Annotated in this window: 23 protein-coding genes and 1 tRNA gene; 4 read left to right on the top strand and 20 right to left on the bottom strand. The window is 61.9% G+C overall.

What is annotated here, in order from left to right:
• Window positions 1-102: 102 nt before the first annotated feature.
• From HU719_RS02930 to HU719_RS02920, 3 genes are read left to right on the top strand one after another with little or no spacing between them, the layout of a single operon-like run.
• Window positions 103-1827 (top strand): type I secretion system permease/ATPase, encoded by a 1725-nt coding sequence (locus HU719_RS02930; protein WP_186520333.1) that lies wholly within the window; start codon window positions 103-105, stop codon window positions 1825-1827.
• Window positions 1824-3155: an HlyD family type I secretion periplasmic adaptor subunit gene (locus tag HU719_RS02925; protein ID WP_186520334.1), complete on the top strand. Its 1332-nt coding sequence runs from the start codon at window positions 1824-1826 to the stop codon at window positions 3153-3155. The genes HU719_RS02930 and HU719_RS02925 overlap by 4 nt, the downstream gene beginning before the upstream one ends.
• Before the next feature lies 1 nt (window position 3156).
• Complete coding sequence (locus HU719_RS02920) at window positions 3157-4461, top strand: TolC family protein (RefSeq protein ID WP_186536034.1); 1305 nt, start codon at window positions 3157-3159, stop codon at window positions 4459-4461.
• Window positions 4462-4660: 199 nt separating this feature from the next.
• On the opposite strand, the gene HU719_RS02915 is transcribed toward HU719_RS02920, so the two are convergent.
• From HU719_RS02915 to HU719_RS02825, 19 genes are all read right to left on the bottom strand, one after another.
• Window positions 4661-7387, bottom strand: coding sequence for a calcium-binding protein (locus tag HU719_RS02915; RefSeq protein ID WP_186536037.1), 2727 nt, complete (start codon window positions 7385-7387; stop codon window positions 4661-4663).
• A gap of 192 nt (window positions 7388-7579) precedes the next feature.
• Window positions 7580-7655, bottom strand: a tRNA-Lys gene (locus HU719_RS02910).
• A gap of 60 nt (window positions 7656-7715) precedes the next feature.
• Entirely contained in the window at window positions 7716-8390 is a 675-nt protein-coding gene (gene queC, locus HU719_RS02905) for a 7-cyano-7-deazaguanine synthase QueC (RefSeq protein ID WP_186536041.1), read from the bottom strand.
• A gap of 11 nt (window positions 8391-8401) precedes the next feature.
• Window positions 8402-9049 (bottom strand): 7-carboxy-7-deazaguanine synthase QueE, encoded by a 648-nt coding sequence (queE, locus tag HU719_RS02900; RefSeq protein ID WP_186536042.1) that lies wholly within the window; start codon window positions 9047-9049, stop codon window positions 8402-8404.
• A 229-nt stretch (window positions 9050-9278) separates the two neighbouring features.
• On the bottom strand, window positions 9279-10088 hold the full coding sequence (gene ybgF / locus HU719_RS02895; RefSeq protein WP_186520339.1) for a tol-pal system protein YbgF: 810 nt from the start codon (window positions 10086-10088) through the stop codon (window positions 9279-9281).
• Between the two features lie 6 nt (window positions 10089-10094).
• Window positions 10095-10592, bottom strand: coding sequence for a peptidoglycan-associated lipoprotein Pal (gene pal / locus HU719_RS02890; protein WP_008090230.1), 498 nt, complete (start codon window positions 10590-10592; stop codon window positions 10095-10097).
• 54 nt (window positions 10593-10646) lie between these two features.
• The gene (gene tolB / locus HU719_RS02885) at window positions 10647-11897 is read right to left on the bottom strand and encodes a Tol-Pal system beta propeller repeat protein TolB (RefSeq protein ID WP_189659887.1); all 1251 of its coding nucleotides are present in this window, start codon (window positions 11895-11897) and stop codon (window positions 10647-10649) included.
• Window positions 11898-11944: 47 nt separating this feature from the next.
• The gene (gene tolA, locus HU719_RS02880; RefSeq protein WP_186520341.1) at window positions 11945-13009 is read right to left on the bottom strand and encodes a cell envelope integrity protein TolA; all 1065 of its coding nucleotides are present in this window, start codon (window positions 13007-13009) and stop codon (window positions 11945-11947) included.
• A complete protein-coding gene (gene tolR, locus HU719_RS02875) occupies window positions 13009-13461 on the bottom strand; it encodes a protein TolR (protein WP_186520342.1) in 453 nt (150 codons plus the stop codon). Before tolR ends, tolA begins: the two co-directional genes overlap by 1 nt.
• Before the next feature lie 14 nt (window positions 13462-13475).
• Entirely contained in the window at window positions 13476-14171 is a 696-nt protein-coding gene (tolQ, locus tag HU719_RS02870) for a protein TolQ (RefSeq protein ID WP_186520343.1), read from the bottom strand.
• A 2-nt stretch (window positions 14172-14173) separates the two neighbouring features.
• Window positions 14174-14626, bottom strand: a complete 453-nt coding sequence (gene ybgC, locus HU719_RS02865) for a tol-pal system-associated acyl-CoA thioesterase (RefSeq protein ID WP_186520344.1) — start codon at window positions 14624-14626, stop codon at window positions 14174-14176.
• 125 nt (window positions 14627-14751) lie between these two features.
• Entirely contained in the window at window positions 14752-15798 is a 1047-nt protein-coding gene (gene ruvB, locus HU719_RS02860) for a Holliday junction branch migration DNA helicase RuvB (protein ID WP_186520345.1), read from the bottom strand.
• Window positions 15795-16412 (bottom strand): Holliday junction branch migration protein RuvA, encoded by a 618-nt coding sequence (gene ruvA, locus HU719_RS02855; RefSeq protein ID WP_186520346.1) that lies wholly within the window; start codon window positions 16410-16412, stop codon window positions 15795-15797. Before ruvA ends, ruvB begins: the two co-directional genes overlap by 4 nt.
• Before the next feature lie 108 nt (window positions 16413-16520).
• Window positions 16521-17045 (bottom strand): crossover junction endodeoxyribonuclease RuvC, encoded by a 525-nt coding sequence (ruvC, locus tag HU719_RS02850; protein WP_186520347.1) that lies wholly within the window; start codon window positions 17043-17045, stop codon window positions 16521-16523.
• A gap of 37 nt (window positions 17046-17082) precedes the next feature.
• Window positions 17083-17835 carry a YebC/PmpR family DNA-binding transcriptional regulator gene (locus tag HU719_RS02845; protein WP_186520348.1) on the bottom strand — a complete coding sequence of 251 codons (753 nt, stop codon included), beginning with the start codon at window positions 17833-17835 and terminating at the stop codon, window positions 17083-17085.
• A 108-nt stretch (window positions 17836-17943) separates the two neighbouring features.
• On the bottom strand, window positions 17944-19719 hold the full coding sequence (gene aspS / locus HU719_RS02840) for an aspartate--tRNA ligase (protein ID WP_186520349.1): 1776 nt from the start codon (window positions 19717-19719) through the stop codon (window positions 17944-17946).
• A gap of 90 nt (window positions 19720-19809) precedes the next feature.
• Window positions 19810-20031 (bottom strand): FmdB family zinc ribbon protein, encoded by a 222-nt coding sequence (locus tag HU719_RS02835; protein WP_186520350.1) that lies wholly within the window; start codon window positions 20029-20031, stop codon window positions 19810-19812.
• 53 nt (window positions 20032-20084) lie between these two features.
• Window positions 20085-20369, bottom strand: coding sequence for a ribbon-helix-helix domain-containing protein (locus tag HU719_RS02830; RefSeq protein ID WP_225917142.1), 285 nt, complete (start codon window positions 20367-20369; stop codon window positions 20085-20087).
• A gap of 271 nt (window positions 20370-20640) precedes the next feature.
• Window positions 20641-21114, bottom strand: a complete 474-nt coding sequence (locus tag HU719_RS02825) for a Dps family protein (protein ID WP_186520351.1) — start codon at window positions 21112-21114, stop codon at window positions 20641-20643.
• Window positions 21115-21376: 262 nt separating this feature from the next.
• Here HU719_RS02825 and HU719_RS23720 point away from each other — a divergent pair, with 262 nt between their 5' ends.
• The gene (locus tag HU719_RS23720; RefSeq protein WP_186536043.1) at window positions 21377-21970 is read left to right on the top strand and encodes a cold-shock protein; all 594 of its coding nucleotides are present in this window, start codon (window positions 21377-21379) and stop codon (window positions 21968-21970) included.
• 19 nt (window positions 21971-21989) lie between these two features.
• On the opposite strand, the gene HU719_RS02815 is transcribed toward HU719_RS23720, so the two are convergent.
• Window positions 21990-22196, bottom strand: coding sequence for a SlyX family protein (locus HU719_RS02815; RefSeq protein ID WP_186520353.1), 207 nt, complete (start codon window positions 22194-22196; stop codon window positions 21990-21992).
• Between the last annotated feature and the right edge of the window lie 3 nt (window positions 22197-22199).

Genomic DNA, 22199 nt, shown 5'->3' with positions numbered 1-22199 from the left:
GGCACCCTGCCAATGCCCATGCCTGCCTCGCAGCCATGGGCATTGGCCTGTTCGAACGTTCACTTTTTCACGCATCACCACCCGAATTTCAGGCACATACCCATGGCGACACCCACCCGAACCGAACTTGAGCAAGCGCTTGCCACCTGCAAGAACAGCTTCCTCTCGGTCGGCTTCTTCAGTTTCTTCGTCAACCTGCTGATGCTGGTGCCGTCGTTCTACATGCTGCAGGTGTACGACCGCGCAGTGGGGAGCGCCAGCGAATCGACCCTGTTGATGCTGACGCTGATCATGCTGCTGTTGATGGGCACCCTGGGCGCCCTTGAATGGGTACGCTCGCGCATCATGGTGCGCATCAGTACCCGGCTGGAAACCTTGCTGGGCAAGCGCCTGTTCGATGCAAGCTTTCGCCAGGCCCTGGACAGCGGCGGCATGAACGCTTCGGCGCAGCCGTTGAGCGACCTCAGCAGCCTGCGCCAGTTCTTGACCGGCAATGGCCTGTTCGCCTTCTTCGACACCCCGTGGATTCCGATCTACCTGGCCGTGATGTTCATGTTCCACCCCTGGTACGGCTGGATGGGCGTGATTTGCGCGCTGCTGCTGGGCCTGCTGGCCTGGTTCAACGAGCGCATGACCAAGGCGCCATTGCACAACGCCAACCGCGAGCACATGGCCGCCACCGCCTTTACCAACAAGAGCCTGCGCAATGCCGAGGTGGTGGAGTCGATGGGCATGTTGGGCGACCTGCGCCAGCGCTGGAGCGCGCGGGTGCACAAGGTGCTGAGCCTGCAGAGCGTGGCCAGCGACCGCGCCGGGGCCATCGCTTCGGTATCGCGCACCTTCCGGCAAATCGTGCAGTCGCTGGTACTGGGCCTGGGTGCTTACCTGACCATCAAGCATGAGATCAGCTCGGGGCTGATGATTGCAGGCTCAATCCTGCTGGGCCGGGCGCTGGCACCCATCGACCAGCTGATCGGGGTATGGAAGGGCTTTGTCGGCGCCCGTGGCCAGTATGCCCGCCTGCACGAACTGCTGGAGAAGATCGCCGCACAGCCCGAGCGCATGTCGTTGCCGGCGCCGGTGGGTGCAATCAGCGTCGAAGGCCTGTCGGTGGCCGCACCCGGCAGCCGCACGGCGCTGCTGCGCAACCTGAGCTTCAAGGTTGGCGCAGGCGAAACCGTCGGCATCATCGGCCCCAGCGGCGCGGGCAAATCGACCCTGGCCCGCGCCCTGTTGGGTATCTGGCCAGGCCTTGCCGGCACGGTGCGCCTGGACGGCGCCGATATCACCCAGTGGCGCCGCGAAGAGCTCGGCCCGCACTTGGGCTATCTGCCGCAGGATATCGAATTGTTCGAAGGCAGCATCAGCGAAAACATCGCCCGCTTTGCCAGTGTCGACGCCGCAGCCGTGGTGGAAGCGGCGCGCATGGCCGGGGTGCACGAGATGATCCTGCAACTGCCCCAAGGCTACGACACGCTGATCGGCGCCAACGGCGGCGGCCTGTCCGGTGGCCAGCGCCAGCGTGTGGGCCTGGCCCGCGCGCTGTACCGAAAACCGCGGCTGGTGGTGCTGGACGAACCCAACTCCAACCTGGACGAAACCGGCGAGCGGTTGCTGGCCGAGGCGCTGCTCAAGCTCAAGCAGAGCGGCGCCACGGTGTTTGTCATCACCCACCGCTCCGGCGTGCTGGCCGCCGTCGATCGCCTGCTGGTGCTGAACCAGGGCGAGCTGAGCCTGTACGGCCCACGCGACAAGGTGCTCGCCCATCTACAGAACGCTGCAAACCCGCCCGCGCCGAATGCGCAGGCCATCGGTACCCCGCTATGAACCTGAACCTGCAAGCACCGGCCTCGGCGGATGACGCCGACGCCCCACTGCCGGTGGACGACCGCCCGACCCGGCGCATTGGCTACCTGATCGTGCTGGTGACCTTCGGCCTGTTTGGCGGCTGGGCCGCCCTCGCCCCGCTCGACAGCGCCGCCCTCGCCCCAGGCGTGGTCACAGTGAAAAGCTACCGCAAGACCGTGCAGCACCTCGAAGGCGGCATCGTGCGCGAATTGCGCGTGCATGACGGCGATCAGGTCAAGGCCGGCGATGTGCTGCTGGTGCTGGACAACACCCAGGCCCGCGCCGAAGCCGAGATGATCCGCAGCCAGCTGATCGCCGCACAGGCGCTGGAAGAGCGCCTGGTGGCCGAACGGGACGGCCTCGCCGCCCCTGCCCTGCAAGCACGGCTCAACGCCGACGACCCGCGGGTGCGTGAAGCCCGCGAAAGCGAAGCGCGAATCTTCCAGGCCCGTCGCGCTGCGCTGCTGGGCGAAATCAGCCTGCAAGAAAAGACCATGCAGCAGATCCGCGCGCAGATTGCCGGCAACAAAGCCGTGCGCGCCGAGAAAGAGCGCCTGTTGCCGGGCTACGACAGCGAAATCGCCAACCTCGACGACCTGCTCAAGCAAGGCTATGTCGACAGCCAGCGCCTGCAAGAGCGCCAGCGGGACCTGGGCAACATGAAGGCGCAACTGGCCGAACTGCACTCGGACGCCGCCCGCGCTGAACAGCAGATCGCCGAGGCGCAATTGAAAATCCTGCAACTGAACAAGGCTTTTGCCAGTGAGGTGGCTGGGCTTCTGGGCGAGACTCGCAACAAGGTCTACGACCTCAGTGAACGCCTGGGTGCCGTGCAGGACCGCGAGCAACGTACCCAGGTGCTGGCCCCCGAGGCGGGCATGGTGATGGGCATGACCGTACACACCCTGGGCGGGGTCATCAGCCCTGGCACCCCGCTGATGGATATCGTGCCGGCCAATGAAGAGCTGATCGTCGAGGCGCAGATCTCGCCCATGGACATCGACCGCATCAACGTCGGCACCTTGGCCAACATCCGCTTCAGCGCCTTCAAAAGCAGCACCACCCCGGTCATCGAAGGCCGCCTGGTGCAGGTTTCGGCTGACCGCCTGATCAACAAGGACACCGGCGCACCGTACTACCTGGCGCGGGTTGCGGTGACCGACAACGGCCACAAGGCGCTGGGCCGCCTGGCACTGTTGCCGGGCATGCCGGCCGAAGTGCTGGTCAATACCGGCGCACGCACGCTGCTGCAGTATCTGATGCAGCCCGCCAGCAACGCCTTTGCCCGTTCGCTGATCGAGGAGTGACATGAAGTACTTGTTCATCCTCCTGCTGGGCTTGCCCGGCTTGGCAATGGCCAGCCCTGCGTCGACCGACCTGTGGCAGTTGCAGCAAGAAGCCGCCAGCGCCGACCCCCGCGTGCTGCGCGCCCAGGCGGTAATCCGCAGTGGCGCGGGCCGCGAACGCGAGGCGCTGGGCCAGATGCTGCCGCAGATCAGTGCCACCGGTAGCATCAACCGCAGCCGCCGTGACGATGCGCTGAGCCGCACCGAATACAACGGCAAGCGCGTGGCCATGAGCATCAACCAGGCGATCTACGACCCCCAGGTGTGGCGCAGCTACCAGAAGTTCCAGCAACTGACCCGCCAGCGCACCTTCGAGGCCGAAGATACCCGTATCCAGGCCAGCATCGACCTGGCCGAACGCTACTTTGCGGTACTGGCCGCCGAAGACGAACTGCAGCTGGTGCGTGCCGAGCTCGAAGCCACCGAGAAAGACAGCAAGCGCCTGGATGCCATGCTCGCCTACCACATGGCCACCACCCAGGACTCGCAGGCGATGCGCGCCCGCGCAGACAACCTGATCGCCGATGAAATCGAGGCAAGCAACCGCGTGGCCGTGGCCCGCGAGGCGATTTCCGAGCTGGTCGGGCGTGATGTGCAGGAGCCGCTCAAGCGCATCGCGAGCAACGCCACCTACACCTTGCCGGCGCAGTCACGGGCGTACTGGGAAGAGACCGCGCTGCGTGAGAACCCGGGCATCAAAGCCCGCGAACGCAGCCTGGATGCCGCCCAAGCCGCTATCTCGGAGGCCAAGGCGGGCCACTTGCCGCGCCTTGGGCTGAGCCTGACCGCGCTACGCAGCGACATCGGCTATGAAGGCACGCTGACCCCGCGCTCGGACAACTATGTCGCCTCGCTGGACATGCAGGTGCCGCTGTACAGCGGTGGGTCCACCAGCGCACGGGTGGCAAGTTCGATGGGGGATCGGGATGCGGCCGAGCAGGAACTGGAAGCGTTGCGCCGGGAAGTCAAACGCGAAACGGCCACGGCGTTTCTGACCATGAACGCCGAGTTGCAGCGCATCAAGGCGACGCGGGTGGCGGTTGAGTCGACGGCCAAGGCTACCGAGTCGTCCAAGGAAGTGTTCAAGCGCGGCATTACCACCAGCACTGATGTGCTGTACAACATCCGCGAAGAGTTTCGCGCACGGCGCGATTTGCAGCAGGCGCAGTACCGCTTCATCACCAGCCTGCTGACCCTGCACCGCTGGCGCGGGCAGTTGACCGACAGTGATATACGTCGGGCCAATGACTGGTTGGTCGAGCCCTGAGGCGGGGTTTGGCTTGGGCGCCATGGGGGCCGCCACGCGGCCCTTCGCGGGGCAAGCCCGCTCCTACACGTACCGCGTGATCATGCAGGGGCGGCCTTGTGCCGCGAACACCGGCTACACGTACCGCGTGATCATGTAGGGGCGGCCTTGTGCCGCGAACACCGGCGAAGCCGGTGCCCCGAAACAGCGATGCCAACTGTCAGGTGAGTGCCAGGAAGTCTGCCTGGGTCAGGCTCTTGACCCCAGTGAGTGCGATCTCGAAGCCTGGCTCCAGGCTGCCCTCCAAGGTGCCCTGCAGCACGCCTTGCACCAGTTTGACCTGGAAGGCGCCGGTGAAATCCGCACTGCTGTCGATCAACTGGAAGTTGCCGATGGCACTCAAATCGATCAAGTCTTCGCCGCTTTTGAAGTCGGTGATGGTGTCTCGGCCAGCAACACCTTTGCCCAACTGATCCAATGCATCAAAGCGGAACACATCGCTGCCACGCCCCCCGGTGAACACGTTCTGGGCGCTGTTGCCGACGAGCACGTTGTCCAACGCGTTGCCGACCAGGTTCAGGCGCACACCCGCTGCCGTTGCGCTAACGTCGAGGTTTTCAAGGTTGGCGCCCAGGGCGATGGTCTTGCTCGCAAGCCCGGCCGTGCCGCCACGTACATGCAAGGTGTCGCTGCCCTGCCCCGCCAGTTCGACAACCTGGTCCTCCAGCGCGTTGGCCGCAGTCAGGTCAACGAAATAGCTGTCGTTCCCGTCCCCGCCGCGCAACGTGTCCACCCCCGCACCGCCGTCGAGGCGGTTATCGCCGTCGTTGCCGATGATGATGTTCTTCAGGCCATTGCCGGTGCCGTCGATGCCGCTGGAGCCTAGCAAAGTGAGGTTTTCAACGTTGGCACCCAAGGTGAAACTGACGTTGGCCTGGACCAGGTCGATACCTTCATTGAAACCTTCGACCACGGTGTCGCCAGCGCCGACCACGTAGGTATCGTTGCCTTTACCGCCCGCCAACTGGTTTGCCGCGCTGTTCTGCGAACCGTCGAGCAGGTTGGCCAAGGCGTTGCCGGTGGCATTGATGGCTGTACTGCCGGTGAGCACCACGTTCTCCAGCGTGGAATTCTGCAGGTCGAAGCTGATGCTGGAGATGACCGTGTCGACTCCTGCGCTGTCGATGATGACATCGCCAGTATTGTCCACGTAGTACGTGTCGTTACCGGCACCACCGTTCATGGTGTCCGCACCCGCGCCGCCGTTGAGCACATTGGCGGCAGCGTTGCCGGTCAGGATGTTGTCCAGGGCATTACCGGTGAGGTCAAAGGCTACCTTGTTGATCAAGGTGCCATTCTCGACGTTGGCGCCGAGGGTGTAGCTGCCTTTGGCCAGCGCGATGGCGATCTTGACCGTGTCGGTGCCCTGGTCGGCCAGCTCGACCACAGTGTCCGCAACGTTGTCGACGGTGTAGGTGTCGTTACCTTCACCGCCGAACATCTGGTCGACGCCAAGGCCGCCGTCAAGGGTATCGTTGCCCAAGCCACCGCGCAGGGTGTCATTGCCGGCCAGGCCCTGGATCACGTTATCGGCATCATTACCGATGATTTCGTTGTCGGCGGTGTTACCCGTGAGGTTCAGCAGCGCCGCGCCGGTTTGCTGCGCGTCGAGGTGCTCAAGGTTGGCGCCCAACACCTGCGTCACCAACTTGATGCCAGTGGTGCCGCCGGTAAGGCGCAGGGTATCGGTACCGGCCGCGGTAGCCTCGATGACGCGGTCTTGCAGCGCGTTGGTGGCGGTCAGGGCAACGATGTAGGTGTCGTCGCCAGCCCCACCCTGCAAGGTATCCACGCCGCCGGCGCCGTCCAGCACGTTGTCGCCACTGTTGCCGATGATGATGTTGGCCAGGTCGTTGCCAGTGCCATTGATATCGGCACTGCCGAGCAGGGTGAGGTTTTCGATGTTGGCGCCCAAGGTACGACTGAAGCTGGTCTGGACCAGGTCAACCCCTTCATTGAACGCCTCGACAGCGGTGTCGTTGGCACCCAGCAGGTAGGTGTCATTGCCCTTGCCACCGGTCAGCACGTTGGCTGCGCTGTTGCGGGTGCCATCTAGAATATTGGCCGCGTCGTTGCCGCCGCCGTTGATCGCGGCGTTGCCGGTCAGGGTCAGGTTTTCAAGGCCTGCGGCGAGGCTGTAGGCGATGGACGACTCAACGGTGTCGATGCCTGCGCTGTCGATGATGCGGTCATCGGCATTGTCCACCACATAAGTATCGTTGCCTGCCCCACCGTCCATGGTATCGGCGCCCAGACCACCATCGAGGCGGTTGGCCGCAGCGTTGCCGATGAGGATGTTGTCCAGCCCGTTACCAGTAAGGTCGTAGGCAACCCGGTTGGTGAGCGTGCCGTTTTCGATATTGGCGCCCAAGGTGTAGCTGCCGCTGGCGGCAATCGCGACCTTGACCGTATCGGTGCCTTCGTTGGCCAGCTCCTCGACCTGGTCGGCGATATTGTCCACCACATAGGTGTCGTTGCCTTGCCCGCCACGCATGAGGTCGGCACCCGCGCGCCCGTCGAGCAGGTCATTGCCGGCAAAACCCAGCAACGTGTCGTTGCCCGCACTGCCCAGCAACGTATCGTCGCCGTCGAGGACATAGGCGTAGGTTTCCAGCGTGTCGCCCTCGGTGAGGGCAAACTCTGCCAGCTCCGCCAGGCTCTTGTTCATACCGGTGACGGTATAGACGAGTGCGCCATTCATGCGGAATGTGCTGGTAGACACCACGCCGCTGACCATATCCCCGAAGTACACGAAGCGGCCGCCAAAGGTCTGGGTGTGAATGCCGTCGCTGATGACCATTGAGGTGCTGGTGGCCTGGGTGACATCCCAGCCCCAGTCCTGCGCGTCGAGAAAGCTGAAAGTGCGGGATAAGGTGATTGTGGCCATGTCGCGTCGCTCATTCCGTTGATAGGGGATCGGGCTGGCAGCACAGGGCTGCGACAAGGCCGATGAACCAGCAGACTAGTTGATCTTGCGGCGAGTAGGAACAACCCTTTTACAAGGTTTTTTGCCTGCAGTAATACCGAAAAGCGCGCACAAAAAAGCCCGCCATGAAGGCGGGCTCTTTCTTGTTGCGTATGGTGGGTCGTGTAGGATTCGAACCTACGACCAATTGGTTAAAAGCCAACTGCTCTACCAACTGAGCTAACGACCCGTTGGATGGCGCGTATATTACTGATTTCCCACAGGAAATCAACACCCTGCGGGAAATTTTTCAGTAGTAGCGCGTCGGGTCTGGTACGCCAGCCGCCTTGAAGCCATCGGCGCGCAGGCGGCAGCTGTCGCACTTGCCACAGGCGCGGCCAGCATCGTCGGCCTGGTAGCACGACACCGTGAGGCTATAGTCAACGCCACGCGCCATGCCGGCTTGCACGATCTGCGCCTTGCTCAGGTTCTGCAGCGGCGCCTGGATGCGGAAGCCATTGCCTTCGACACCGGCCTTGGTGGCCAGGTTGGCCATGCGCTCGAACGCTTCAACGAACTCAGGGCGGCAGTCCGGGTAACCGGAGTAATCCACCGCGTTGACACCGATGAAGATATCGCGCGCTTCGAGTACTTCCGCCCAGCCCAGGGCCAACGACAGAAACACTGTGTTGCGCGCCGGTACATAAGTGACCGGGATGCCTTCAGCGGGTGCCTCCGGCACAGCGATGCTGCTGTCGGTCAGGGCCGAGCCGCCGATACCGTTGAGGTTCAGGCCAATCACCTTGTGCTCGACCACACGCATCTCGCGGGCCACGCGTTCTGCCGCATCCAGCTCGGCGCGGTGGCGCTGGCCGTAATCGAAGCTCATGGTATAGCAGGCGTAGCCGTCGGCCTGGGCCATGGCAACCACAGTGGCGGAATCAAGGCCACCGGACAGCAGAATTACCGCACGTTTGTCAGTCATGTCTTTTCCTCTCAACGGCCAGGTTCGTCGTTCCACAGCAGCTTGTGCAGCTGCATCTGGAAACGCACGGGCAGATTGTCAGCAACGATCCAGTCGGCCAGGTCAGTGGCGCTCACCTGTTGGTGGCTGGGCGAAAACAGCACTTCACCGGCGCGCTCGGCCAGGTTGTACTGGATCAACTTGGAAACTGCCCAGTCGTAGTCTTCGCGCGAACAGATGACGAACTTGACCTGATCGTTCCGGGTCAGCAGCTCGATGTTCTCGTAACGGTTGCGATGCGACTCCTGGGAACCTGGGGTCTTGAGGTCGACTACACGGCTCACCCGGGTATCGGTCGCCGAGATATCCAGCGCGCCGCTGGTCTCTAGCGATACCTCGTAACCTGCGTCGCACAGGCGCTGCAACAGCGGCACGGCGTTAGGCTGGGCCAGTGGTTCGCCACCAGTGACACAGACGTAACGCGGCTTGAAGCCGGCCACCTGTTCCAGGATGGAATCGAGGGTACGAAGGGTGCCGCCGGTGAAGGCATAGGCACTGTCGCAGTACTGGCAGCGCAGGGGGCAACCGGTGAGGCGCACAAATACGGTGGGCAGCCCCGCCGTTCGTGTTTCACCCTGCAACGAGTAAAAGACTTCGGTGATGCGTAATGTGTCTTGCATGATCGCCTCGGGCGCGGCAGCTAAACAGGCTGCTCGCCTCTGTCAGGCACTGTCGCGGACTCGACATGGCGTTATCCGCAAAAGCGTGTGAAAAAAGGGCGGCAAGTGTAACGAAAAGCGCCTATTCAGTCCACAAGCACCGGGATCAGGAGCGGCCTTGTGTCGCGATGGGCTGTATCCACAACGAAAAAACCCGCGACAGGCGCGGGTTTGGTCTTGGCGGTACAGCTCAGAGCTTTTGCAGGTCGCGTTGCGCCAGTTGCGCGGCAGAGGTGCCGGGGTACTGGGTGACGACCTGTTGCAAGATACCTTTGACCTTGTCGGTGTGGCCAAGACGGCGTTCGACGTCGGCCAGCTTGTACAGCGAATCTGGCACTTTGCTGTGCTGCGGGTATTGCTGGCTGACCTTGGCAAAGGCTTGCCCTGCAGCTTGCAGGTCACCCTTGGCCAAATTGACTTCGCCAAGCCAGTACTGGGCATTGCCGGCGTACTGACTGTTGGGGTATTTGCGCAGGAAGGCATTGAACGCCTGGCTGGCCTTGTCGAAGTCTTTCTGTTTGATCTGGTCGAAAGCAGCATCGTAATAGAGCTTTTCTTTCGCCGGATCACCCGGCTCGCTGTTGGCGGCCGGTGGCTGCGCGGCGTTGGTACCGGCGGCCGCACCTGTGGCTGCGCTGTTGGCGCCACCGGTGGAAGAATTGTCTGGAGTCGCGGGTGCAGGTGTACCGGTGCCGATTCGGCGGTCCAGGTCCTGATAGCGCTCGAGGTTTTCCTGCTTCATGCGCGACACATCGTTTTGCAGCTCTTCGATGATGCCTTGCTGGCGGGAAATCTGGTCCTGCATCTGTTGCAGTTGCATGAACAGCTGGCCATTTGCAGAAGCAGGGGCCGAAGCCCCTGCTCCGGCATAGGCGCCGCTCGTGCCATAACCCGCAGGTGGCGAACCACCCGCGTTGTCATCTACTACGGGAACCGCAGCCCACGCCGAAAGCGGCAGGCTGAGTGCGAGGACGGTTACAGCACGACGGCACATACGCATAGGAACTTACTTACGCAGTTCTACGCGACGGTTTTGAGCCCAGGACTGCTCGTCGTTGCCGGTAGCAACTGGACGCTCTTCGCCGTAGGAAACCAGTTCCAGCTGAGCAGGGGAAACGCCCTGCAGAACCAGGTAACGCTGGACAGCCTTGGCACGACGCTCACCCAGAGCCATGTTGTACTCGCGGGTGCCGCGCTCGTCGGTGTTGCCTTCCAGGACAACACGGTTGCCGTTGGACTTCAGGTCCTTGGCGTGAACGTCCAGGGCGCGCATGGCTTCTGGCTTCAGATCCGAGCTGTCGTATTCGAAGTAGAAGGTGGTGATTGCGCGCAGGGCGGCTTCTTCGCTCAGGGAACCGTCGACAGCGCCGGTGTTTGCACCGTAGCCAGCGTTCGGATCAACAGCGCCTTCGCCAGCGTTATCGCCGCCTTTGGAGGAGCAACCTACAGCTACAGCCATGGCCAGAGCCAGCGCAGCGAATTTACCAAACTTCAGCATTTCCATCGTGAAACTCCTAATGAAACCCCAGTGTGTTAAGCAAAACGTATTACGCCGCAATCAGTTCAGGTAAGGGGACCAGGACGGTTCTCTGACTTCGCCTTGAGCGGTAGGAAGTGGGAGCCTCACGCGGCCATTAAGCGACACGAGCATCAAGACTCCCCGGCCCTGCTGGCGGGTGGCGTAGATTAGCATGGTGCCGTTGGGCGCAACAGTAGGAGACTCATCAAGACTGGTCTCAGAGAGAATCTTTACACTTCCGCGTTGCAGATCCTGGGCCGCCACCTTGAAGTTGGTGAAGCCTTGTTGGCGATGAATCATCACCAAGGTCTTTTCATCTGCCGACAGTTTAGGGTTGGCGTTGTAGTTACCGACGAAAGTTACGCGCTCGGCACCACCACCGCTGACCGACTGTTTATAGATCTGCGGTTTGCCGCCACGGTCGGAGGTGAAGTAAAGCGTGTTGCCATCCTTGCCCCAGAACGGTTCGGTGTTGATACCGGGGCCGGCAGTGACACGGCTGATCTGGCGCGAGGCGACATTCATTACATAGATGTCGGGGTTGCCATCCTTGGACAGCACGAACGCCAGGCGAGAGCCATCTGGCGACCACGCGGGTGCACCATTGAGGCCTTCGAAGTTAGTGATCTGCTCGCGGCGCCCAGTATCGATGTGTTGAACAAAGATGCGCGGACGCTTCTGCTCGAACGACACATAGGCGATACGCTTGCCATCCGGTGCAAAACGCGGCGACAGGATCGGCTCGCGCGATTGCAGCAGCGTTACGGCACGGGCACCGTCGTAGTCCGAACGTTGCAAGGTGTAGCGGGTGTTGTTGGTCGAGAAACGTTCGGCAGTCACGTACAGCATGCGCGTGGAGAACGCACCCTTGATACCGGTGAGTTTCTCGAACGACTGGTCGGCAATGTAGTGCGACATGTCGCGCAGTTGGTCAACCCCGCCAGCGACGCTACCGGTCAGCACTTGCTGTTCGGTGGCAACGTTGAACAGCGCATAGGTGACCTGCAGGCGGCCGCCCGCTGGCACGATGCTACCCACCATCACGTACTGTGCACCCAGTGCTTTCCAGTCGCGGAAGATGACTTCGCTGGCCTGGCTTGGCTGGCTGATCATGTTCTGGCGCGGGATCGGCGCATAGTAACCGGAGTTACGCAGGTCGTTGCCGATAATGTCGGCCATGTCTTCGGGCAGCACGCTGCCGCCCTGCACACCGAATGGCACGACCGCGATAGGGGTTGCCCGGTCACTGCCACTGGTGACCAGGATGTTTTTTTCTTCCGCCATTGCCATGCCCGCTACGCAGCAGAGCAAGACCAGGAGTCCTCTCAGACGTTTAATCACAACGCTAGATCCTCAGGTGTAAATGTCATCTTGAACGAACGATACGGATTGAAATCGCTCGGCTTCAAGCCCTGCATCTCGGTCAACCGGCCAATGTTCTTCACTGCGGCCACTGCCGAGCTGTCGAACGGGCCGTCGCCGCTGGATTTGGCAACGCTCACATTGGTCACGGTGCCGTCCGGCAGCATGTTGATCTGCAGAACTACCGTCATACCCTTGCGCGCAGATGGCGGACGCGCCCAGCCTTCGGCTGCTCGCATGCGGATCAGGTCGTCGAAGTCGCCGGCTACCTGGTCACCCTGCTCATCGGCCAGCGCTTGCTGACGCTCGGTCGAATCGGACAACAGCTCGGCCAGGGCCTGGGCTTTCTTGTCTTCTGCCGACTTGCGTGCAGCTTCCTGTGCCTTTTTCTTCTGGGCGTCTGCAGCGGCCTTTTTCTTGGCCTCTTCAGCAGCTTTTTTCTTCGCATCCTCGGCCGCGGCTTTTTTCTTGGCGTCCTCGGCTGCTTTTTTCTTCGCGTCTTCGGCGGCTTTCTTCTTCGCCTCTTCCGCGGCTTGTTTCTTGGCTTCTTCGTCGGCTACTTTCTTGGCCTCTTCTTCAGCCTTCTTCTTGGCGATGTCAGCCTGCTGCTTTTTAGCTTCTTCGGCCTTTTTGGCTTCGGCGGCCTTTTTCTGCTCGGCAGCCTTGGCAGCGTCATCGGCTTTTTTGGCTTCGGCGGCTTCGCGAGCCTCTTCGGCCTTTTGAGCGGCATCGGCTTTCTTTTGTTCCGCAGCCTTCACGGCTTCCTGCTCGACCTTCTTCTGCTCAAGCTGCTCGACCTCGGTCTGGCGCGCTGCAGTCTTCTTGGCTTCCCCGGCAATCTTCTGATTGGTCTGGGTGGTCGCCTGACTCTTGGACTTGAGCTGATAGAGCGTAGCCTGAACGATGGGCTTGGAAGGCGGCAGTTCCGGCGTCATGGCGAAACTGACGAACAGCAGACCGAACACCAGCACATGCAGGCCAATGGCCCAGACACTGGGCCAGAAGAAGCTTTCCGAGGCGGATGGCTCTCGCTGTTGCATCAGGGCGCCTCGGTAATCAGGCCAACGTTACCGACACCAGCCTTCTGCAACCCGCCCATGGCGCCCATTACCGCACCGTAGTCGACGGACTTGTCGCCACGAATGAAGACTTGGGTCTGCTTGCCCTGGTCGCGACCGGCGGCGATGATTTTAGTCACCGCGGCAGTCATGTCCGGCAAGGTCATGGCCTTGTCCATCTGTTTGTCGGTATCGACTTCACTGCCGAGGTTCCAGAAGTAGGTCTTGTCGGCCTTGATCGAGATGGTGAGGATCTGGACGTTGTTATCCTGCGGCAAGGCTTCACTGGAAACCTTGGGCAGGTCCACCTTCACGCCCTGGTTGAGCATGGGGGCAGTCACCATGAAGATGACCAGCAGCACCAGCATCACGTCGATGTAGGGCACCACGTTCATCTCGGCGACCGGCTTGCGTTTTTGGCGAACTCGGGCCATGGGTTTCTACCTGATCACTCTTCGCTGGTGTGCACTTTACGGTGCAGGATCGCCTGGAACTCGTCGGCGAACGTGTAGTAACGGCCGATCAGCGTTTCACTGCGCGCCGCGAAACGGTTGTAGGCGATTACTGCAGGGATGGCTGCGAACAGGCCGATCGCGGTGGCGATCAGGGCCTCGGCAATACCCGGGGCCACGGTGGCCAAGGTCGCCTGCTGGGCACTGGCCAGGCCGCGGAACGAGTTCATGATGCCCCATACGGTACCGAACAAGCCGATGTACGGGCTGGTGGAACCGACAGTCGCCAGGAATGGCAGGCTCTGTTCGAGCTTTTCTTCCTCGCGGGAGATGGCCACGCGCATGGCTCGGCCAACGCCTTCCATGACCGCATCAGGGTCAACGCCCGGCTGCTGGCGCAGACGCGAGAACTCCTTGAAGCCGGCGCGGAATACCTGCTCTACGCCCGAATCCGGGTCTGGGTTGCTGCCCGCCTGGCGGTACAGCTTGGACAGGTCGATACCCGACCAGAAGCGCTCTTCGAAGGCTTCGAGGGCACGACGACCGGCGCGCAGCATGGTGCTGCGCTGGAAGATCATGATCCACGAAGTCACCGAAGCGGCCACCAGAGTCAACATGACCAACTGAACAACGACACTGGCATTGGCGACCAGGCTCCACATGGAGGTATGGTCGACGACGTTTGCTTCCACGCTTATTCTCCTGCGTTGGATTGAGTACCCGCGCCATCCGCCAGAAAGGCGTCCCGCAGTGCTGCGGGCATGGCTCGGGGTTTGAAAGTGTCGGCACGCACTGCGGCCACCAGAAACTGCCCTTCGCAGAGCAGCGTTTGATCTTTTGTACGCCAGACCTGCTGCACGAAGCGCAGGCTGGCACGGTTCAATTCGGTTACTTGCGCGGTGACCTGCAGCTCGTCATCCAGCCGCGCCGGCGCGTGGTAGCGCGCTTCGCTGGAATGAACGACGAACAAAAGGTTGTCCCCGGCCAGCTGCAACTGGGAAAACCCCAGGTGTCGCAGGCGTTCGGTACGCGCACGCTCCATGAACTTGAGGTAGTTGACGTAGTACACCACCCCGCCTGCGTCGGTGTCTTCGTAATAGACGCGACAGCGGTGTGCGAACGGTTCCAGCCCATTTTGCGCGCGCATACTCTAGTGCTTACTCCTGTACTTGCCAATCCGCCCCGGCAACTGTTTTTGCATCGATGGTGTCTTATTGCCAGCGGCGAACCTGCGTGCCTGCGGTAGGACCACGAAAACGCCGATTCGATCTGTCATTCATCGTCCTGCGCCGAATATTCCCCGCCCTCGCAGAAGCGCCCTGGAATGTTCAGGCCAAAGTGCAGGTAGGCATGACGGGTGACGACCCGGCCGCGCGGGGTGCGCATGATATAGCCCTGCTGAATGAGGTAGGGCTCAAGCACGTCCTCGATGGTGTGGCGCTCTTCGCTGATGGCCGCGGCCAGGTTGTCGACCCCCACCGGGCCGCCATCGAACTTCTCGATCATGGTCAGCAGCAGGCGGCGGTCGGAATGGTCGAAGCCGCGCTCGTCGACATCCAGCAGGTTCAGTGCCATATCGGCCACTGCCTTGGTGATATCGCCCTTGCCGCGCACCTCTGCGTAGTCACGCACACGGCGCAGCAGGCGGTTGGCGATACGTGGGGTGCCACGGGCACGGCGCGCAATCTCGAAGGCGCCTTTGTCTTCGATGGCAAGGCCCAGGATGCCCGCCGAACGGCTGACGATGGTGGCCAGGTCGCGGTCGCTATAGAACTCCAGGCGCTGGACGATACCGAAGCGGTCGCGCAACGGGTTGGTGAGCATGCCGGCACGGGTAGTGGCGCCAACCAAGGTAAACGGCGGCAGGTCGAGCTTGATCGAACGGGCCGCCGGGCCTTCGCCGATCATGATGTCGAGCTGGAAGTCTTCCATCGCCGGGTAGAGCACTTCTTCGACCACCGGGGAAAGCCGGTGAATCTCGTCGATGAACAGTACATCGTGGGGCTCAAGGTTGGTCAGCATGGCGGCCAGGTCGCCTGGGCGCTCAAGGATCGGGCCCGAGGTGCTTTTCACCGACACGCCCATTTCGTGGGCAATGATGTTGGCCAGGGTAGTTTTGCCCAAGCCCGGCGGGCCGAAGATCAAGGTGTGGTCGAGCGACTCGCTGCGACCCCGCGCCGCCTGGATGAACAACGCCATCTGCTCGCGGACCACCGGCTGGCCGATGTAGTCTTCCAGGCGCAGGGGGCGGATGGCCCGGTCCTGGACTTCTTCGCGGTCGCGGCCGGAGGCGGCGATCAGGCGGTCGGTCTCGATCACTTGGTAATCATCCCTTTGAGGCTGCGGCGGATCAGCTCTTCACTGCTGAGGTTGGCCTTGCCCTCGATGGCCGAAATGGCCTTGCTCGCCTCTTGAGGCTTGTACCCCAGCGAAACCAGGGCACTGACCGCATCGGCCTCGGCATTGGAAACGCCGGCCACCGGCAGCGGGCCATCAGACACCAGGGCGAACATCGAAGGCGAGGTTTCCCAGGCCTTGAAGCGGTCCTTGAGCTCGACCAGCAGCCGCTCGGCGGTCTTCTTGCCGACACCCGGCACACGCACCAGCGCCGACGCATCCTGAGCCTGCACGCAGCGCACCAGTTCATCGGCTTCAAGGCCGGACATCAGGGCCAGCGCAAGCTTGGGGCCAACGCCATTAAGACGGATCAGCTCGCGGAACAGCTCACGCTCGCGCTTTTCGAAGAAGCCGTAGAGCAGATGGGCGTCTTCGCGCACGACAAGGTGGGTGTGCAGCGTGACGGTTTCGCCGAGCTTTGGCAGGCGATACAGCGTGGTCATGGGGACCTCGAGCTCATAGCCCAGACCGCCCACGTCAATAATCAGGTGCGGCGGCTGTTTCTCCGCCAGGGTGCCGCGCAAACGTCCAATCACGTTCCGATCCTTCCTCTCGGGTGCCGGCCGAAAACCGGTTCACCCTATCAGCAAATGTGCAGGGTGAATGTTTCACCCGGACAAAATGTGTATCAGCGCATGAAGCCGCTACAGACGCAAGCGCCCGCCGCGTCGCCGCGCCGTGCTCAGCCCATGGGGAATCAGGCTGGAGCGGGTATGGGCATGGCACAGGGCAATGGCCAGGGCGTCGGAAGCGTCGATCTGTGGTTTTTTGGTGAGTTTGAGCAGGTGCATGACCATCAGCATGACCTGTTCCTTGTTGGCCCCGCCGCTGCCGGCGACCGCCTGCTTGACCTGGCTGGCGGTGTATTCGGCGATTTCCAGGCCTGCCTCGGCGGCGGCGACGATGGCAGCGCCGCGGGCCTGGCCAAGCTTGAGCGCAGAGTCGGCATTGCGCGCCATGAACACCCGCTCGATGCCCATGGTCACCGGGCCATGTTGACGGATGATTTCGCTTACGCCGCGAAAAACCACCAGCAAGCGGTCGTGCAGCTCGCCATCGCCGGTACGGATGCAACCTGAGGTGACGTACTCGCAGCCGCGCGCAGTATGGCGAACGACGCCGAAACCGGTGATGCGCGAGCCGGGGTCGATACCAAGAATCAGAGTCATAGCGCCTACGGATGTTTGGGGATTTTCCCGCTACTGCTCAGCCCAACGTTTCCATGATCTCGTCGGAGATCTGTGCATTGGAATAAACGTTCTGCACATCGTCCAGGTCTTCGAGCATGTCGATCAGTTTGAGCACCTTTTCAGCACCGTCCTGGTCCAGCTCGGCACTGGTGGTCGGCTGCATCACGATCTCGGCATCAGAAGCCTTGAAGCCGGCCTCCTCGAGCGCGTTGCGCACCGCATAAAAACTGTTGAACGAAGTAAACACCTCGAACGAGCCATCGCCATTGGCAACCACGTCATCAGCATCGGCCTCCATGGCCGCTTCCATCAGCGCGTCCTCGTCGACCTGAAGCTCGGCGGCAAAGCTGATCTGGCCCTTGCGTTCGAACAGGTAGGCCACTGAACCGTCGGTACCGAGGTTGCCGCCGCACTTGGTGAACGCATGGCGCACGGCGGCCGCCGTACGGTTGCGGTTGTCGGTCATGGTCTCGACCATGATCGCCACACCGCCTGGGCCGTAGCCCTCGTAGCTGAGCTCTTCGACGTTGTCGTTTTCGTTGGTACCCGCACCACGGGCGACCGCGCGATCAATGATGTCGCGGCTCATGTTGGCGCCCAGGGCCTTGTCCAGCGCCAGACGCAGGCGCGGGTTGGAGGCAGGGTCTGCACCACCTTGCTTGGCCGCGACGGTCAGTTCACGGATCCACTTGGTGAAGATCTTGCCTCGCTTGGCATCCTGGCGTTCTTTGCGGTGCTTGATGTTCGCCCACTTCGAATGACCGGCCATAACCACTCCAAATCCTTGAAACAGAAACAGGTTCCGCCCCGTAGGGCGGAACGCGATAAAACTGCGCGCAAGCGCGGGGCACCCCGTTGGCGAGGTGCCCGGGGCCGATTACTCGACCTTGGTCTGCTCGCGCAGACGGATGTGCAGCTCGCGCAGTGCCTTGGCATCGACCTGGCCTGGGGCCTGGGTCATCACGTCGGCGGCGCTTTGGGTTTTCGGGAAGGCGATCACTTCGCGGATCGACTGCGCGCCGGTCATCAGCATGACCAGACGGTCCAGGCCGAAGGCCAGGCCGCCGTGGGGCGGTGCACCGAACTTCAGGGCGTCGAGCAGGAAGCCGAACTTCTCTTGCTGCTCGTCAGCCTCGATACCCAGCAGGCGGAAGACCGCTTGCTGCATTTCCTTGCGGTGGATACGGATCGAACCGCCCCCCAGTTCGGTGCCGTTGAGGACCATGTCGTAGGCACGCGACAGCGCGCCAGCCGGATTGGCCTCAAGCTCTTCGGGCGAGCATTTCGGTGCGGTGAACGGGTGGTGCAGCGCGCTGAAGCTGCCGTCTTCGTTTTCTTCGAACATCGGGAAGTCGACAACCCACATCGGCGCCCACTTGCAGGTCAGCAGCTCAAGGTCGTGGCCCAGGCGAATACGCAGCGCACCCAGGGCTTCGCTGACGATCTTGGCCTTGTCGGCGCCGAAGAACACGATGTCGCCGTCTACGGCGCCAACGCGGTCGAGGATGACGTTGAGGTTGGCCTCAGGGATGTTCTTGACGATCGGCGACTGCAGGCCTTCAACACCTTTGGCACGCTCGTTGACCTTGATGTAGGCCAGGCCCTTGGCGCCGTAGATGCCGACGAACTTGGTGTACTCGTCGATCTTGCTGCGCGGCATGCTGGCAGCGCCAGGCACGCGCAGGGCGGTAACGCGGCACTTCGGATCGTTGGCAGGGCCGGCGAACACCTTGAAGTCGACGTCCTTGAGCTGGTCGGCAACGTCCACCAGTTCCAGCGGGATGCGCAGGTCCGGCTTGTCCGAACCGTAGCGGCGCATGGCCTCTTCATAGGTCATGTGCGGGAACTCACCGAACTCCAGGTCCAGGACTTCCTTGAACAGCTTGCGGATCATGCCTTCGGTCAGGCCCATGATCTCGGCTTCGTCGAGGAAGCTGGTCTCGATGTCGATCTGGGTGAATTCCGGCTGGCGGTCAGCACGCAGGTCTTCGTCGCGGAAGCACTTGGCGATCTGGTAGTAGCGGTCGAAGCCGGCGACCATCAGCAACTGCTTGAACAGCTGTGGCGACTGCGGCAAGGCAAAGAAGCTGCCTGCGTGGGTACGGCTAGGTACCAGGTAGTCGCGAGCGCCTTCAGGCGTTGCACGGGTCAGGATTGGCGTTTCGACGTCGAGGAAGCCGTTTTCGTCGAGGAAGCGACGGATGCTGCTGGTGATGCGCGAACGCAGACGCAGCTTGTCGGCCATTTCCGGGCGACGCAGGTCGATGAAGCGATAGCGCAGGCGGGTTTCTTCGCCAACGTCGGAGAACTCGTTCAGCGGGAACGGCGGGGTTTCGGCTTCGTTGAGTACGGTCAGCTCGTAGCCCAGTACTTCGATGCCACCGGAGGCCATGTTCGGGTTGACCGCGCCTTCAGGACGCAGGCGCACCTTGCCGGTGATCTGTACGACGTATTCGCTGCGCACGCGGTCGGCGTTGGCGAAGCTCTCGGCGCGATCCGGGTCGAACACGACCTGGGCCATGCCTTCGCGGTCACGGATATCGAGGAAGATCACCCCGCCGTGGTCGCGGCGACGATGGACCCAGCCGCAAAGGGTGACTTCCTGGCCGTCCAGGCTCTCGTTCAGTTGGCCGCAATAATGGCTGCGCATCATGATGGTGTTCGCTTCTCGTGATTCGTGTAGTCGGTGAAGGTCTCGCTTGCCAGGGGCAAACAGCGCAAGACCCGATCAGGGCAATTCAATTCAGTCGGCTTTGTCGCCGCCTGCCAGGTTCTTTTTCGCCCCGGTCTTGAAGTCGGTCTCGTACCAGCCGTTGCCACTCAGGCGAAAACCGGGGACAGACAGCAGTTTCTTCAATGCCGGCGCCTGGCAGGCCGGACAGTCGGTCAGCGCAGCGGCGCTGATTTTCTGCATGGCTTCAAACTGGTGCTCGCAGGATGCACATTGATAGTCGTAAAGGGGCATGGGTGTCTCTCGTCAACCACATCGCACGCTGCCCAACGCAGCAAAGAGCGGGATTATATATGGTTAACGGAAGCAGTGCAGCCCGCCCGGCGATCAGTGCATATCTGGAGCGTCTGCAGCCAGGCCACGCAAATGACCCGTACCAGCCCGCTGAAATTCCTGACCCCGCCATGGCGCAGGTGCACTTCGCGATCCACATAGGACAACACCGCGCTTACCGAACAGCCATTGGCCTGCGCGATGCGCTCGAGAATCCGCCAATACACCACCTCCAGGCGCAGACAGGTAGCAAAGCCATTCAGGCGCACCGAGCGCGACACCGGCCCCGCCTGGTCCATGTCGAAATCCACCTTGAATGGGTCGAGTTCGGGCTTGCCTGCCCGCTGCCCCAGCTTCGCACCCCCACCCGCCACACGCACCACTTCGCCCATCGCCTCGCCCCCTGTCACGAAAAACCCGTTCGCCATGGCGAGCAGGTCAAGGGCGACCATCAAGCGCTGCAACAAAGCACCATCCCAGCAGCAAGGTTTTCCCTGCAAGCGAACGGGCCCGACACCTGCCACGGCGTCGGGCCCGTATTCAAAGCGCTGCAAGCGACTCAACCGGCAATTACTTCCCGTCGAGTAATACCCTCAGCATCCACGCGGTTTTTTCATGCACCTGCATGCGCTGGGTCAGCAGGTCGGCGGTAGGCTCGTCACTGACCTTTTCCACATCCGGGAAAATGCTGCGCGCCGTGCGCACCACCGCCTCCTGGCCCTGGACCAGTTGACGGATCATTTCGTCGGCATGCGGCACCCCTTCTTCTTCCTTGATGGACGAATGGCGGGCATAGAAAGCGTAGGAACCTGGCGCCGGGAAACCCAGGGCGCGGATGCGTTCGGCGATGGAATCCACGGCCAGGGCCAATTCGTTGTACTGCTCCTCGAACATCAAGTGCAGGGTGCGAAACGATGGACCGGTGACGTTCCAGTGAAAGTTGTGGGTTTTCAGATACAGCACATAAGTGTCGGACAAAAGACGCGACAGCCCATCGACGATGGCTTTGCGATCTTCTTCATTGATACCGATATCGATTGCCATGAAGTTCCCCTTTGCTAAAGGCCTGAATAACCAAGCGGACGCGACCCACTGTAGCAAGAGTTTCCCCACCGTGCATGGCCGCCCAAGCGCGCCTGCGGTTTGAGAAGACTGCGCCTTTGCTGTTAAATAGGCAGCGTGCCACCCGTGCGGATTGTCAATGCCGGGTGCATAGGCTGGCTTGCCGCGTTTTCGCGCTTCTGTTCACGCGCACCGTGCAGCCCGCTCATCCTGTGATTGGCCTTATCAATGTGAGCCTAACCAAATGTTCAAAATCGTCCATCTGGTGACGGGCGTGGCTGCCTTGCTGCTATCGCTCATTCCCAGCCTCAGAACCGACGCCACACCGTTGCTGCAACAACCCGAGGCCGTTTACCTGGCCTTGCTCGGCCTGCTGAACCTGCTGCTCGCCCCTGCCCTGCCGCTTTATTACCGAGGCATGCGCCAGCAACTGCAGCACACCGCCAGCGTCCTGCTGGTGGCTGCGGTAATTCTGCAGACCATCACCCTGCTCGCCCGCCCAGAGCTTGGCAATTTGCCTGCGCTGGCTTGCGCAGCCCTGGCTACCGCCTTGCACCTGGCCGCAGGCCTGGCACGCAGCCCTCGCCGGGCCCGCGCCAGCCAAGGCAGCACCACGGAGACCAGTAACCGCGATACTGGCACGGTGAAGTGGTTCAACACCTCCAAGGGCTTTGGCTTCATCTCGCGCGATTCGGGTGACGATATCTTCGTGCACTTTCGCGCCATCCGCGGCGAAGGCCACCGGGTACTGGTCGAAGGCCAGCGCGTGGAGTTTTCGGTGATGCACCGCGACAAAGGCCTGCAGGCCGAAGACGTGGTCGCGGTTTCGCGCCGCTGACCACCACCCTCCACCACCTTTAATAATGAGGTGGTGGAGGCTCCTCTCCCCCGCCACCGTACTGGCCGACCATATCCTCGTAGCGCTTGATCAGCTCGGCAACCTGCAACTGCAAGCGGTCGATGATCTTGTTTTGCTCAAAGACCATGTCATTGAGTGCCTGAATGGTGTCGTCCTGAAACGCCTGCCGGGTTTCCAGCTCGACGATACGCAGCTCTAGCGACATACC

Source organism: Pseudomonas farsensis (genome assembly GCF_014268805.2).
Classification (GTDB): Bacteria; Pseudomonadota; Gammaproteobacteria; order Pseudomonadales; family Pseudomonadaceae; genus Aquipseudomonas; species Aquipseudomonas farsensis.
This window is presented reverse-complemented; position numbering and strand designations above follow the sequence as displayed.